General features: G+C 49.3%; 11 protein-coding genes. 3 read left to right on the top strand and 8 right to left on the bottom strand.

From position 1 onward, the window contains the following. Positions 1-604: 604 nt before the first annotated feature. From H6F75_RS27315 to H6F75_RS27295, 6 genes are all read right to left on the bottom strand, one after another. Positions 605-1,867, bottom strand: a complete 1,263-nt coding sequence (locus tag H6F75_RS27315) for a Na/Pi symporter (RefSeq protein WP_190756495.1) — start codon at positions 1,865-1,867, stop codon at positions 605-607. Between the two features lie 672 nt (positions 1,868-2,539). Further along, positions 2,540-2,674, bottom strand: coding sequence for a hypothetical protein (locus tag H6F75_RS28670; RefSeq protein ID WP_277874297.1), 135 nt, complete (start codon positions 2,672-2,674; stop codon positions 2,540-2,542). An 84-nt stretch (positions 2,675-2,758) separates the two neighbouring features. Further along, positions 2,759-3,340, bottom strand: coding sequence for a TIGR00730 family Rossman fold protein (locus H6F75_RS27310; protein WP_190756493.1), 582 nt, complete (start codon positions 3,338-3,340; stop codon positions 2,759-2,761). Positions 3,341-4,000: 660 nt separating this feature from the next. Then, positions 4,001-4,495 (bottom strand): DMT family transporter, encoded by a 495-nt coding sequence (locus H6F75_RS27305; protein ID WP_190756491.1) that lies wholly within the window; start codon positions 4,493-4,495, stop codon positions 4,001-4,003. 6 nt (positions 4,496-4,501) lie between these two features. Further along, positions 4,502-4,996: a DMT family transporter gene (locus H6F75_RS27300; RefSeq protein WP_190756489.1), complete on the bottom strand. Its 495-nt coding sequence runs from the start codon at positions 4,994-4,996 to the stop codon at positions 4,502-4,504. A gap of 73 nt (positions 4,997-5,069) precedes the next feature. Further along, positions 5,070-5,972 carry an NAD-dependent epimerase/dehydratase family protein gene (locus H6F75_RS27295; RefSeq protein ID WP_190756487.1) on the bottom strand — a complete coding sequence of 301 codons (903 nt, stop codon included), beginning with the start codon at positions 5,970-5,972 and terminating at the stop codon, positions 5,070-5,072. A 104-nt stretch (positions 5,973-6,076) separates the two neighbouring features. Here H6F75_RS27295 and H6F75_RS27290 point away from each other — a divergent pair, with 104 nt between their 5' ends. Then, positions 6,077-6,577 carry a MarR family transcriptional regulator gene (locus H6F75_RS27290; protein WP_190706958.1) on the top strand — a complete coding sequence of 167 codons (501 nt, stop codon included), beginning with the start codon at positions 6,077-6,079 and terminating at the stop codon, positions 6,575-6,577. 56 nt (positions 6,578-6,633) lie between these two features. Further along, complete coding sequence (locus H6F75_RS27285; protein ID WP_190756485.1) at positions 6,634-7,179, top strand: DUF1349 domain-containing protein; 546 nt, start codon at positions 6,634-6,636, stop codon at positions 7,177-7,179. Positions 7,180-7,853: 674 nt separating this feature from the next. On the opposite strand, the gene H6F75_RS27280 is transcribed toward H6F75_RS27285, so the two are convergent. After that, positions 7,854-10,499 carry an amino acid adenylation domain-containing protein gene (locus H6F75_RS27280; RefSeq protein ID WP_190756483.1) on the bottom strand — a complete coding sequence of 882 codons (2,646 nt, stop codon included), beginning with the start codon at positions 10,497-10,499 and terminating at the stop codon, positions 7,854-7,856. A 731-nt stretch (positions 10,500-11,230) separates the two neighbouring features. On the opposite strand from H6F75_RS27280, the gene H6F75_RS27275 reads away from it, so the two are divergent. After that, positions 11,231-11,998, top strand: coding sequence for a DUF6875 domain-containing protein (locus tag H6F75_RS27275; RefSeq protein WP_190756481.1), 768 nt, complete (start codon positions 11,231-11,233; stop codon positions 11,996-11,998). Between the two features lie 742 nt (positions 11,999-12,740). On the opposite strand, the gene H6F75_RS27270 is transcribed toward H6F75_RS27275, so the two are convergent. Next, positions 12,741-14,219 carry an amidase gene (locus H6F75_RS27270; protein ID WP_190756479.1) on the bottom strand — a complete coding sequence of 493 codons (1,479 nt, stop codon included), beginning with the start codon at positions 14,217-14,219 and terminating at the stop codon, positions 12,741-12,743. Between the last annotated feature and the right edge of the window lie 27 nt (positions 14,220-14,246).

Here is a 14,246-nt window from a genome sequence, read left to right as displayed (position 1 = left end):
AATCCTCTAAATCTGGAGATGACCTGATCACACCAATGCTGAGCATATCCCTGAGAAATCAAGAGCAGTTTATGGAAACTTTAATCTTGGTTTCCGAATTGCGTACCACTACCACGACACGCACTCTTGCCCTTAGTAATATTTCGCAAGGTCTATGATACCCCACCACAACTAGAGCACGGGGTCATTTTCCCTAACTGCGATGCGGCCTTAGGTTCGACACGGCTATAGCTCCTCTTCCAGCTTTTCAACGCGTGCCTGTAATGCCTCAACTTGTTTGCGATCGCCCCCATTCTTCCGTACAATGGCTCTTTGTTTGTTGTGGAGACGCATTAGTGTGTTAAAGAAGCAAAGCTAAATTCGGCTTGCTTTTCCGCCTTGAGCCAGCTTAGTAGTGCCGATGGTTAGACGAGGAACGGCTGAGTAAACTCTCTGTAGTCCTGCAGTAGAGAAGGTTTTGTTCAACGACACGAATTTGTCTCGATATCATTTAATTTGGCACTGTAAAAATCCCTTTCCTACAAATTTCTAAGGGGCTTCAATCAGCTCTTTAACTCAGAAGCCTTGGTTAGGGTAGAAGGGGGAATTCGGGTGTAAGGCATGTTTAACGAGTGAGAGGTTCAGCCAGCGGGTTTTTAACATTCGCTTGCTGTTTTTCGAGTTGGCGTTGCTGCCGTTCACGATCTGCATTAGTTTCTGGAACTAGCTTTTCTATTGCCCGTGCAATAATTGGCAAAAAACCGATAACAGCAACAGCGCCAATGATATTAAATAGCATTTGAGCATTTGCAATCTGCCGTCCAACATCATCACCAGAAATTGCTTGGGTTAATTGAGCTAGTTGTGGAGCTAAAAGAATTCCTACAACGGCACTACTGAGGTTAAATAAGAGGTGGAATAAACCCGTTCGCAACGCAGCACTTCCCCGTCCAATGGTGGCAACCAGAGTATCAGCACAGGTTCCAACTTCTGCACCCAGCATAATTGCAATTCCAGCAGGCAAAGCAATTAAACCGGAGCCTGCTAGTGTCACTACGATTGCTACTGTGGCCGAAGAAGATTGAATAATTACCGTAAAGATAGCCCCTACCAAAGCCCCTAAAATGGGATTACGACCCAGACTTTCCATCCAGTTTAAGAACGGTTCGTAATCTCGAAACGGCTCCATAGCTGAGTCGATCGCTTCAAGCCCGTAAAACATTAATCCAAACCCGAGCAAAACGATGCCAATAGATTTAATGCGGGCCGTTTTGCCTAAGAAGAATACCAACAGACCGCTGAACATTAAAATAGGAACATACAATTCGATATTGAGAGAAATAATTTGTGCTCCGACTGCTGTACCAATATTGGAACCCAGTACAACCCCAAGGGATTGTACAAAGGTAAGAATGCTAGCACTTACCATCGCAATCACCAGAATAATTGTGACGGATGATGATTCCAAGAATGTTGTGGCGACAACTCCGGTTGCAACCCCTGCAAAGCGGTTCGCAGTAAATTTGCTGAGGAGACGTTTCATCCGTTCTTCTCCCACGTCTTCCAATCCCTCAGCTAATCGCGTAACACCATAAATAAACAACACTAAACCTGCGAGCGCACCCATTACCACTTTAAAGAAGTCGATCGAATTTCCCCCTTGTTCCTCCTGACTCAAAGGAAGCTCAGGTTGTTGAGGAGCAACAGATTTAGACTCGTTACTTTCAGGTTGAGTCGTTTGAGCACTGGCGCTAGATGTGATAGCAGGTGAATTCAAAAATGAAACCTGAGAAGGAAACTCAGGTGGAAAAATGAGTAATGTTGCAATTAAAAGGACAAGACTCAGATAACTGAATAGTTTACGGTTTAGTTGCTTTAAGATAAACATGGTTGTCTCTCAATCATTTTGATCATGCTAAATGAGCGCAAAACTGATTCAAACATCAAGATTCAAGCATGCTTAGAATATCTTAATGGTTTTGCTCGTCTCTCCTCCAAAAGACGTAAATTAATCATTCTCCTCAGGCAAACCCGTGCTTTTAATTACATTTGACGGCGTTAAATTTCTCTAAAGCTAAACTTAACCATCGATTCATTTTGCTTAAAAGTAAGTAGAGGAAAAATTAAGTTAGTTTCTGAAATCAGAAATCAGATTTATTAGTGATAACTCGTTATTACGGTGGAGTGTTCATCTTCCAAGGAAAGTTGAGGCTCCAGCGCTCGAAGGATCCCCGATCGAACCGCAGAGTGGCCCAGGCTAGTTGCCCCGCGCCGCAAAGCAGCATCACAGCCTTTCTTGGCAGCTCTTTCGTAAGTACAGGCGTGGGGTAAGCCAGATTGGCTAATTGCGCGCGCAGGCAACTACTCCACTCTCACTATGGCGAGTACAAACGAATTCCTACTTGCACAGTAAAGTTAGCTCTTTTATATAGCGAAAAAATTAAGCCAATATCGCCGTCATATCAGTGAGTTCGAAGACCTAATCTCAACCACTGTAGGACTAGGAACAATGGCCCTACTCCTACTTCTGCGGCTCACTTTATAGCTGTGGTCACGTAGGTTAAGACACGGCTTGCTTGAGCACGACTTCGATAGCGGCTCGTAAGCCGTCGGCATGGGGAGTTATAGCTATAGCCAAGGTAATTAGGACGTAGGCTAAACGAGTGAGTCGTATCGTGTGAAGTGCAATGGCCATAGCTATAACTGTCCACTTTCTTGAGTCAATATCACTTTTTCGTCAGTATCTAGAGCATTTTTTGGCCTGCTAGCAATGACTTCGCTACTGTTGGTCTCGGTCAATCCATTTATGCACTACGGGAACTTCAAATTGACTTAGCTTTTCAATCAATTTCGCCGGATCTTCCTCTGCTAAAACAATATTTCTGTGTTCAGGACGAATAAATTTCTCTTGCGTCGCGTGGTTGAGAAAAGACAGCAGTCCGTCGTAAAATCCATCAATATTCAACAGCCCACAAGCTTTTTTATGGAGTCCAAGCTGAGTCCAAGTGGCTACTTCGCAAAACTCTTCTAGTGTTCCTAAGCCACCTGGTAGTGCAATAAATCCATCAGCAAGATCCGCCATCAGCGATTTACGCTCGTGCATTGAATCAACAATTCGAAGATCGCTCAATCCAGTGTGAGCAACTTCCTTGTCTACTAGGGCTTGGGGTATTACTCCAATCACTTTTCCGCTAGCAGCAAGAACAGAATCAGCAACTGCTCCCATCAAACCCACATTACCCCCACCGTAGACAAGGGTAATTCCGCGCTGTGCCATTTCTGCACCTAGACCTTGTGCAGCCTCAAGATAGCTGCCTCGTTCACCGAAGTTAGAGCCACAGTAAATGCAAATACTCTTCATTAAAGATGCTCTTTAACCAACTGCCTGAATCAGTTTATCAAGAACTTAAGATTGTTTTCTTTGCAGATGGCTTTCAAATGCTGCCACCACTTGTAAACGAAACGGCACAATTCGTTATTGAGGAAATCATTCCACCTGATTCCGAATGCCCTTACTTGAGGCGATCGCGCAGAGGCCAAATAAAAAACCCCACGGGCCAACAGTGCCGGTGGGGGTTAGTTCTCAGGGTGCATCTACGATTCAGGACTTCTGCCCGTTACTTGCTTATGATGCCCTCGTCGGTGGAGGTAGTAGCGAGGGTAAGGTATTTAGCGTAAATGGAATTTCACATCTGCCCCTGGCGATCGCTGGGGGCATTTTTTGCTGTGTCCTCGGTCGGAAGCAAAGGGGTGAGTAAGGCTGGCTGCGCGCGCAGGCAACTACTCTGCTATCTGCGACCTAAGCTTGCAAAACTTACTCAATTTCACCACGCGAGCTCGGTGAGCTGGTAGGGCTAGGAGGAGGCTCTATCGGCGATCGCCCTCATCAGCCTAGCTCCACAAGTGCTCCCAAAACTCTCAGCGTCGTTTTCTGCACTCTGATACCGAGAGGTATTCATCCGGTGAAAGGTCGACCGCGTCAGCACCAACCCATGCGAAGGCGCAGAGATAACACTTCCGACTAGCGATCGCACAACGAACATGAACGGGCATCGGGGGCAGGGCGATTACGGTCGAGCTGGGTCAGGGCGATCGCTCCCAACAGCAACCCAATCGCCACCACGCGGGCCGCGCTGATAGGATGGGATGCCAGGCCAAACCACCCCCACTGATCAATCACCAGCGACAGCACCATTTGGCTGCACACCACCGCCAGGGTAGTGGTCGTCAGCCCCAATTGCGACACCACCAGCGTATTCACTGTCACATAGATAGCTCCCAGACCGCCCCCACTAAAGGCCCACCACGGCACCTGCCCCAGTCGATCTAACTGTTGCGGGCCAAACACCCCCAGCACCAGCAGCAGCGTTAGCGTACTCGATCCCACCATAAAATTGATGGCCGCTGCGGCAATAGGAGAATGCAGGGTTTGCCGCAGTCGGGCATTGGCCGCCGCGCCCACTGACAAAAATCCACCTCCCGACCCCGCACCCAACAGAGCAATTAGCATATCCATCGATCGTTACCTCGGTTGAGTAAGCAAAAAGAGCGAAGCGGCCATTAGCCCTAGGGCAAAGCGACGATGGGGCGTGAGCCGATGCCGGGGCAAGTTTAACCAGCCATAATGGTCGGTGATGACGCCCACGATCGCCTGCCCGCCCACCACTAAACCCAAGGTGAGCGTCGTCCCCAGCACCGAAACAAAGTAGGTGCTAGAGGTGATGTACCAAGCTCCCAATACGCCCCCTATCCAGCTCCAGCGGGGAGCCTGGCCTAAGGCTGACCAATTCGGCGGATCGAACCGACCGCTCAACAGCAGGGCCATGAGCACAACGGTGCCCGTCAGGTAGGAGATATCTGCTGCCAGGGGTATCGAGTCGAGCGATCGCGCTAGTTGGGCATTCAAGCTGGCTTGAATGGGCAACAGCGCCCCACTCCCCAGGGCTAGCCCCAAAAACAGACAAGTTTGGCAGCGAGAAGCTACCTTTTGCAAATCAGACAAGCGCAGGGAAACCATTGAGAAATTGCCTCGAAAAAACTTCAGTTTGGGTCAAGCCTTAAAAGAATTGTGTCTAGCGTCGGTTTCAGACCTAAGCCGCGATCGCCCCTAATCGATAGGATCCCTGGGTCAATTCAGTCAGTACCGAAGGGGCCACTGGCACCCAATTAAGCAAATGCCTAGCGCGATCGCCTGATACCCGCTGATCGAGCGCTAGAGCATCCGCCAGGTCGCCCCAGGTTTGGCGGGCCTCGTCTAGTGAAAGCCTTTGCACTCGCTCCCCAATGCCAACGGCCTCAGCAGCCGCTAAGGCCACTTGGCCCATTGCCACCGACTCCCCGCTGGCCCCAATCAGTACCGTACCCGCTGGAGCCTGCTCCATCGCGGCAACATACAGCATTGCCAGGTCATCCACATGCACGAACGACCAGGCATGATGCCCAGCACCGATCACGGGCACGGCACCCTGACTTTGTCCAGCCTGGGTGAGCATGGCCAGCAGCCCGCCGCTATAGCCATAGACCAGGGCCGGACGGATCACCAGCGATCGCACTCCCTGTTCCGCCGCAGCTAGCACGAGGTCTTCTACCCCAGGTCGCCAGGCTACCAGCGGGGGCGGATTGAGGGGAAACGTTTCATCGGCAACGGTTGCCCCGGTATTGCCCATCACCCAGATGCCGCTGGTGTAAATGAAAGGCTTTTGGGTACCGGCCAGAGCTGCTAGCAGGGTTTCGACGGCCTGCCGATCAACCTTGGCCATGGCGGCATCATTAGTGGCAGCGGTGTGAATGACGGCATCCACCTGGGTTGCCGCCTGCCGCAGGCTTTCCCTATCGGTCAAGTCGCCCCAATGGGGTCGAATTCCTGATGACTCAAGCCGCTGGACGGTTGCTGCCGACCGAGCCAGAGCAACAACTCGGTGCCCCTTGGCCTGCAAGGCACGGGCAACGGCACTGCCAATGTAGCCGGTGGCGCTGGTGAGTAATACGTTCATGGCTAATCCTTCGGGCATTTGCTTGCTTAAAAACTATCTCGATATCAAGATAGTGAGCATAAAGATGAATGTCAAGAGTCTCGACATCAAGATATAATCACTCCATGAACTTAGACAGAATCGACCACATTCTTGAGCAGTGGCAGCACGAGCTACCCCAGGTAGATGTCTCACCTCTAAGCGTGATTGGCCGGGTGCTGCGCATTGCCCGTCTACTCGAAAAACATCGCGAAGCCCTGCTGGCCGAGTTTGGGCTGAGCGTTTGGTCCTTTGATCTGCTGGCTACCCTACGCCGCCAGGGGCCGCCCTATCAGCTCAAGCCCACGGATTTGTATAGCCTGCTGATGCTATCGTCTGGGGCAATGACCAACCGCATCGACCGCCTAGAGCAGGACGGCCTTGTAGAGCGCCTCAGGGATGCGGGCGATCGCCGCAGCGTGATTGTGCAGCTCACTTCTAAAGGTATTGAGCTGGCCAATGCGGTGATGCCAGTCTTGTTTGCCAAAGAACACGAACTGCTGGCACAATTTGCTACTCCCAACGAGCTAGACCTACTCGTGCCGCTCCTCAGGCAGTTCCTGCTGTCTCTAGAAGAGACGGTCTAGGCTCGCTGCATAACCCCGTCTCTCTTTTTGTCGTTTGAACGCTGTGAGAAAACCCCATGCAATGGCTCAATGAACCGCCCCAGTGGGCACAAACCGACCAGCAAATTACCCTCACTACCGCCCCCAACACTGACTTTTGGCGGGTTACCCACTATGGCTTTATTCGCCACAGCGGTCACTTTTTCTACGAAACTATCACCGGAGACTTCGTAGCCGAGGTCACGATTGTGGGACAGTATCGCGACCTCTACGACCAAGCGGGGCTGATGGTGCACATTGACAACAACCACTGGCTGAAAGCGGGTATTGAGTACGTGGACGGAGTGCAAAACCTGAGCGCCGTCGTCACCCATGACTACTCTGACTGGTCGATGGTGGCGCTAACCAAGGCCCCTGAAACGCTGCGGCTGCGGCTAGAACGGCGGGGCGAGGCGATTGAGCTACTTTACAGGGATGAAAACGGTGACTTCAGGCCCTTTCGGTTGACCTACTTTCGCGACGCGCCTACCCTCCAGGTAGGCATCATGGCCGCTTCCCCCGACGGAGATGGGTTTGAGGTGACCTTTGCCGATTACGCTATACAGTCGTCTATCAAGGCGTAATACCAGTCCATCTTGGCTAACACTAAGGGAGGTTGATTAGTCCAGCCTTTGCATAGCTGTAGTAATGACAGCTCGAATAGCTGCCCTATGCCACAGAGCAACATCACAATCTCTCTTGGCAGCTCTTTCGTAAAACGTTCCAAAATCTGTCCAACACGGTGCTGGACAATCACCACTCAGCTACGCAGGGCCTCCTGTAGGTATAGGTATAGAGGTGGGATAAGCCAGAACGGCAGTTGCGCGCAGGCAACTATGCGGAGTTTAACCAAATTTAGGCGAAGCTATGCCTAGTTGTGAGGATAGCTAGCAGTGCCCTAGAAAGACAAAGCCGAGCATCAACGGGAGCATACCGAGCCCTTGAGCTTTACCAGAACCGGCTACGGCTAGATAAACCAGGAGATGAACATAGTGGCTGGAAACCAGCAGAGAAGATAGTGCGTAGTCCAACGAGAACAACACTGTTCGCCAGTAACCTTTTTTAATCAGGCTCAGAAACCCTACAGAGCAAGCTTTGTAGGGTCATCGTCTTGACCGGTCACGTACGTTCCCGAATAGCTGGCGTTACTGGTTCGGGTATGAAGCAAGGGCTAGACGCATTGAGGACTATTAAGGACTCATTTAGAATTCCACAAGTTCATACTACTATTCAGCAACACCTCCGAATAGTTCGTAGTTCATGGAAGAAAACGATTGAGATGATTTGCCAGCTCGGAAACATTGGGTTTATCGAACAGGTTAAAGTGATCTCCTGATACAGAGCAAACCTTAACTCCTCCAGTTACTACTTTTTCCCACCCTAGAGTTTCATCCAAAAACTGAGGGCTTAGATTAGCCTTTTCTGGCAGTTGGGTGGCCCTCAACAACAGTACTGTCCCTGAATAGGGTTGGGGCTTGTAACTTCTGATAGCTCTTTCGCTAATAGCCATCATTCTTTCTAAAACTGCTTCGGAAGAGTGCGATCGCAAGTAACCCAGGGATAGCCATTTCTGGTGAACTCTTCGCACCCCAGCGCCTAGTTTGGCTCTTAATTGACCAAACATTGTAGGAGTACTGAAGTCAAACCAGGACTTAGTGAAACAGTAGGTATCGATTAATGTCAGCAATCCTATTTCATGGCCGCCTTGTACCAGCTGTTGGGCCATCTCATAGGCCACCAAACCGCCAAACGAATAACCACATAGAAAGTAGGGCCCTGTAGGTTGAAGTTTCTGTAGCTCTTGAATATAGAAACGAGCCATAGCTTCAACTCGGTAATCTACATCTTCGCTACTGCTCAAACCTCGGGCTTGTAATCCATAGATTGGCTGTTCGCGGTCTAACTGCTGAGCCAATGCATAGTAATCAAGTACACTCCCGGTTCTAGTATGCACGCAAAACAGCGGCGATTTTGATCCGTAAGGTTGGATAGCTACTAGGGACTGCTTAGAGTTATCCTCTGATGTCTCCTGCAAAGCCTTAGCCAATGCTTCAATGGTGGGCAACTGGAAAAACTTGCCCAAAGAGGGCGATCGGCCAAAGATATCTCCGACCTTAATCAACATACTGGCAGCGAGTAAAGAGTTTCCGCCTAACTCAAAGAAGCTATCAGTTATTCCAATAGGCCCAAGCTGAAGCTCCTGTTCCCAAATCTGGGTTAACCTGAGCTCTGTTTCATTTCTAGGCGAAACAACGTCATTCTCAAAAGCCTGACGGTCCGAATTGGGTTCAGGTAGCTTCTTTTTATCAATTTTGCCGTTGGCGTTTAGTGGCAGCTCATCCACAAAAATGAAATGTGCAGGCACCATATAATCGGGCAACCTACCTCTCAAAAAGTTGTTAAGCTCTTGGGCTGTAGAGCGATGGGAACCGGTAGTTACGATATAGGCTGCCAGGTAGGAGTTTTCTACATCAGATTGAGAGGCCAAGACAACACATTCAGCAACGCTGCAATGCTGGGTCAAAGCTACTTCAACTTCTTGGAGTTCGATGCGAAATCCACGTATCTTCACTTGAGAATCTAAGCGTCCTAGGAACTCGAGATTTCCGTCGGACTGGTAGCGGACTAAGTCACCTGTCTTGTACAGCCGAGTTTCAGTATCGGAAGAGTAAGGGTGGGGTATAAAGCGTTCTGCGGTTAGGTCAGGTCGTTTGAGGTAGCCCCGCGCTAACCCCCGCCCTCCAATGTAAAGCTCTCCCGAATCTCCCGTTGCCACCGGCTGCAGGTGCTCATCTAAGACGTAGGTCTCGGCATTTGCAATTGGACGACCAATTGGAGCGATCGCAGTCTCTAGACCAGGTCGGCAGGTCCAATAAGTAGCGTCAATAGAGGCTTCAGTTGGGCCATAGACATTGTGTAATTGCGTTGTTGCTCCAAATTTGCTTATGAAGAGCTCTTGGAGAGTGGTAGGTAGCGCCTCACCTCCGCAGAAGACATGCCGGAGCGGCGTGCCCTGAGCACCTTTGGTTTGCTCTAGAAAGACCTTCAGCACTGAGGGCACCAATGCCAAGATCGTAACTTGCTCTCTTGCGATCAATTCGACTAGATAGGCAATATCCCGCTGTCCACCTGGCTTTGGCAAAACTATCTGTGCCCCACAGGATATCGGCCAAAATATTTGCCATACCGATGGGTCGAAGCTAAAGGAGATGTTTTGCAGTACCCGATCCGACGGTGTTAATGGGAAGGCGGTCTGCCGCCAAAATAGCTGATTACAAATGCCCTTGTGTGGAATCATCACCCCCTTTGGAGTTCCTGTAGACCCCGAGGTGTAGATGACGTAGGCTAGGTGATTGACAGTGATCGGGAAATTTGGGTTTGTGTGCTTCTGACGTCCGATCTTCTCCTGCTCAAGATCCAGGCAAATGACATTGATATTCTTCTGGGGAAGGTTGCTTATCAGGTGGGAACAACTGACTACCAGTGAGACTCCAGATTCAGCCAAAATTGAAGCTGTGCGATCGCTTGGATAATCGGGATCGAGCGGCAGGTAGGCACCTCCGGTTTTGAGGATACCCAGCATAGCAATCACCATGGCTGGTGAGCGATCAATGAATAGCCCTACTACTGTGTCGGCAACTACGCTCTGTTGACGAAGGTAATAGGCAAATCGGTTCGCTTGCTCGTTAACATGCCGGTAGGATAGGCACTGTTCCCCAACTCTGATAGCAATGCTTTCGGGGCTATGTTCAGCCCGCATTTCGAAGAGTTGATGGAGCAAGGTCGTTGAAGAGATGCTGTCCCACGCCTCAACCCAATCACTGCAAAATTTTTGTCCTGAATCGCTTTCTGACGCTACTTCTCTAGAGGGCCAGACAGCTACGTCTTTGTTTTTTGGCAGCATATTTTTGGGTGCACACATCAACTGAGAAAAACTATCAGAAATCTTGGTAGCGCAACGTGTAAGGATTAATAGCCATGTTCTCAATATGTTTTTTGGCTAGCCAGATTGGTTGTAAACCTGCTTCGGCAAAATGCCATTCTTACAATCGATGCAAGTAAAGTTTCCTTGAAGCTTGCTGAATCAAGATTAGTCCTAACTTTATATAGAAAGAACCTAGGCTAGAGGCAAATCTAGATTAGCCTCAATGCCTAGATCTCTGAGAATAGAAGCGCTTAATTGTAGTCAATAACTTTATTCTTAACTGATTATCGGTAAAGTTTCCGTAATTTCCACGATGAAAGCAAATCCAAAATGGCGACGAAACGCCTAAATGAACGATAGGCACTACCTTGGTTCAAATTTTGATGTCGCTTTTTTCTGGAGTCTGTACAAATCAGAGTAGCTTATCAACCGTCAGTCCTATGCTCCCTAGGCTCACCGTTAGTACTGGCTATTTGGTTAAGGGCACACAAAAGCCCACTGATGCTGGCCTCTAGCAATTAGTTCATCAAAAGTCTATCAAATCATAAATTAATAATTTCTGATTTCACCCGTTCGATATTTTCTTGGATCAAGGCTAAAACTCTTGTCCGTCTAGAAACTAATCGTCTAAGGCAAGGCTGAAATTAGTTCTACCTTGTCTCTAAAATCTTTCAAGGCTTTATCGTTTTGTCTTTTTTCTGGCTTTAACTATGCTCACAACATCTAGAAAAGCTGCGGATGTCGTCTATATAGAGAAAATTCAAGATTGGATAAAAGAGTTTTTAGGTAATCCTCATCCTAAGTTAGGGCGGCCAGGAATTGTCTGCCCATTTGTGCCACGAGCGCTGCGAATGGACACTATAAAAAGTGTCGTGATTCATACTGAAGGGCTGGAGGAGTCTCAAATCGCCGATCTGGTGAAAAGCTATCGAACCCAATTTTTGATGATGGAGCCACAGCAGGGTGATCTGGCCGTATATAAAGCAATTTTACTGATTTTTCCAGATATTTCAGGGCTGCTTGAGCAAACAGCCGTAGTTGATCGAGTTCAGCAGCAATTAAAGCCCTTCTTTGTAGAAGAAGGGCTAATGATTGGAGAATTTCATGAGCATAACGAAAGCCCTGGGCTACACAATCCAGACTTTCGGCCTCTGCGGAGCCCGATTCCCATGCTGGCAATTCGATTCATGACCGAATCTGATCTGCCCTTTCTCAGCCGAACCAGTGAAGAACCCCAGGTGCGAATGCGTTACCTCAATGCCTATTTGCAGCAGATGTCGGCCATCAACAAAGATTCTAAAGCGCTTGCAAAGGCTCATGCTGCACTCCAGATCGCTCAAAGCCAGGTAGCTAGTGTAGCCCTCAATGCAAAGTTGGTTGGAGAAAATTCTTCAATGCCCTCGAGTCGCTGTCCTGTGTTCAAACTAAAGCATCTTTTGAGTCAGCAATTACACAAAATGGTTTCTAGACATTGCTGATTTAAGAAATGAACAAAGGAGCTAAGGCTTTAACTCAAGAGCGGCTCACTTTGGCAGAGCTCTGCCCCAACCGCGACTGCAAAGAACTCGGCATCGACCCTGAGACATGAAATTATATAGGGCGATGAGGCTGCCTAGTCTACTTCACGCTAGAAGCTGTAAGTGCTAGCCCCACTAATGCCGAGCATCGAGCAGGCATCCCTTATATCCAGAGCGACCGCATGATTGCTGATGTGGCCGCGGCTAGTGGCGTTGTGTCGCACCAAGAATAGGTAGTCCGTCTAGGGGCATCGTAGGCAGACACAAAAGCTACAGCAATTTGACCATCGTGTTTATACGGGGTTTCCAGTTGTGGCATTCTCACGCCGGCATCTGATCCGGTCAGTGCCTCTGTGAGCCAACAAAACTGCTCAGGCTAATTGCCCCGCGCCACAAAGCATCACAGCCTCTCTTGGCAGCTCTTTCGTGAGTACAGGCGTGGGGTAAGCCAGATTGGCTAATTGCGCGCAGGCAACTACTCAACCTACAAGCCTTCAGCAGGTTAAGGCCATTGAGCACTCGGTTTGCTCGATAGTTACCTCTCCGACCTCCCAGCAGTGCCATTCTGCTCATTCAAAGTTGATATTTTAGGAAATAGGTTGACTACAGGCGGTCCAACCGCATAGGTCAGCGGCAGCAGATAACCTTGAACTCAAAACTAGAGACTGGTGGCTGTGCGCTGCACCGCAACTAGCGAAAAGACTCAATGGCCTGCCGGATGTTGAAAACCGCCAACCACTTTGTCAAGCTCTTGAGAGATCGCCAACAATTCCATTTCACGCCACCGTTTTCCCACAATTTGCATTCCAATCGGTAATCCATCTTGAGTTTGTCCAATCGGAATGATCACAGCAGGATGCCCGCTCAGATTGAAAGGCATTGTGTAAGCCCCATTGGCAACAGCGTGAGGATAGGGTTTACCATCAACCTCAACTGCACTCCAAGCAGGACAATGGGGGAACGCCACAGTCGCCGCAACTGGGGTCAACCAAACATCCCAAGGCTCCAATGCTCTATCAAGTTGAGTCGTAAAGCGATCGCGCTCAGTCAATACCTCAAAATATCCCTTCAAGCTAGGATTTAATAATTCTGGGAGAAGACGGCTGAAATCGCCTAGTCTGCGAAGTGAGCGATCACCTTGAGTAGCGGTACGAAAAATTTGGGTTAAGCTTCGGCGCACGTTGTAGCGGTCTACAGGCTGAGCGTAAATGTTAATGTAAGCTGCCAATCGTCCGTACAGATTCAGGATCTGAGAAAGATCAAAGTCTTGGGGCTGCCAAGGAGCAATTTGGACATTGGATTGAACCAGCTTTTGCTTCACAGCTTGCATCGTGGCTCGAATTTCAGAGGCAACTGGCACCTCAGTCCATTGATCCATCCAAGCAATTTTGAGATTTTGCAAAGACTTGCCAGTAGGAATATCCAACGGCAGAGGTGGAACATCAGGGCGGCGCTCGTCGGCTCCCACAATCAATGAAAAGCAGAGTTTAAGGTCTTCGAGCGATCGGGCAAAACAGCCCACGGTGATCATCTGTCGAATACAGACTGGCATCCCAGGAACTTCTGGAATTTGTCCTGCGGTAGAAATGCGACGGTCAGTCGGCTTTAAGCCATAGACACCACAGAAATGAGCAGGCTGACGAACCGAACCTGCAATATCATTTCCCAAATCTAAAGGCGATAATCCAGCAGCAACAGCAGCAGCACTGCCTCCAGAACTTCCCCCAGGGGTGTAATCGAGATTCCAGGGATTATTCACTCGTGGGAAGAGAGAGTTGGTACTTTGGTAATCCCCCGCCAATTCTGCCATGTTGGTTTTGCCCATAATGACAGCTCCGGCTGAGCGCAACCTTGAAACGACTGTTGCATCTTGCTGGGGAATATAGTCTTTGAGGGGAATGTACCCTGCTGTGGTACGGAGTCCTGCTGTTTCAAAAATATCCTTAATGGTGACTGGCACCCCATGTAAAGCGCCCCAGTTCTCTCCACGTCCTAAAGCTTCATCTGCTTGCTTAGCTCTGACACGGGCGTTTTCTTCATCCAGGGTACAGATGGCATTCAGCTTCGAGTTATGCTGAGCGATTTGAGCCAGATAAGCGTCGAGGACTTCCACTGCTGAGACTTGGCGATCGCGAATTATCTGAGCAAGCTGATAGGCAGGAGTGAAGGCTAGGTTCGTCATGAGAGTCAGCTAGGGTATTTCTGATAA

Source organism: Nodosilinea sp. FACHB-131 (assembly GCF_014695395.1).
Taxonomy (GTDB): domain Bacteria; phylum Cyanobacteriota; class Cyanobacteriia; order Phormidesmidales; family Phormidesmidaceae; genus Nodosilinea.
The sequence above is the reverse complement of the archived record's forward strand: the minus strand, read 5'-3'. Positions and strand labels throughout refer to the sequence as shown.

Coding starts and splice junctions, on each gene's coding strand:
- H6F75_RS27315 (WP_190756495.1), bottom strand. CDS start 1,867: ATGTTTATCTTAAAGCAACTAAACCGTAAACTATTCAGTTATCTGAGT.
- H6F75_RS28670 (WP_277874297.1), bottom strand. CDS start 2,674: ATGGCCATTGCACTTCACACGATACGACTCACTCGTTTAGCCTACGTC.
- H6F75_RS27310 (WP_190756493.1), bottom strand. CDS start 3,340: ATGAAGAGTATTTGCATTTACTGTGGCTCTAACTTCGGTGAACGAGGC.
- H6F75_RS27305 (WP_190756491.1), bottom strand. CDS start 4,495: ATGGATATGCTAATTGCTCTGTTGGGTGCGGGGTCGGGAGGTGGATTT.
- H6F75_RS27300 (WP_190756489.1), bottom strand. CDS start 4,996: ATGGTTTCCCTGCGCTTGTCTGATTTGCAAAAGGTAGCTTCTCGCTGC.
- H6F75_RS27295 (WP_190756487.1), bottom strand. CDS start 5,972: ATGAACGTATTACTCACCAGCGCCACCGGCTACATTGGCAGTGCCGTT.
- H6F75_RS27290 (WP_190706958.1), top strand. CDS start 6,077: ATGAACTTAGACAGAATCGACCACATTCTTGAGCAGTGGCAGCACGAG.
- H6F75_RS27285 (WP_190756485.1), top strand. CDS start 6,634: ATGCAATGGCTCAATGAACCGCCCCAGTGGGCACAAACCGACCAGCAA.
- H6F75_RS27280 (WP_190756483.1), bottom strand. CDS start 10,499: ATGCTGCCAAAAAACAAAGACGTAGCTGTCTGGCCCTCTAGAGAAGTA.
- H6F75_RS27275 (WP_190756481.1), top strand. CDS start 11,231: ATGCTCACAACATCTAGAAAAGCTGCGGATGTCGTCTATATAGAGAAA.
- H6F75_RS27270 (WP_190756479.1), bottom strand. CDS start 14,219: ATGACGAACCTAGCCTTCACTCCTGCCTATCAGCTTGCTCAGATAATT.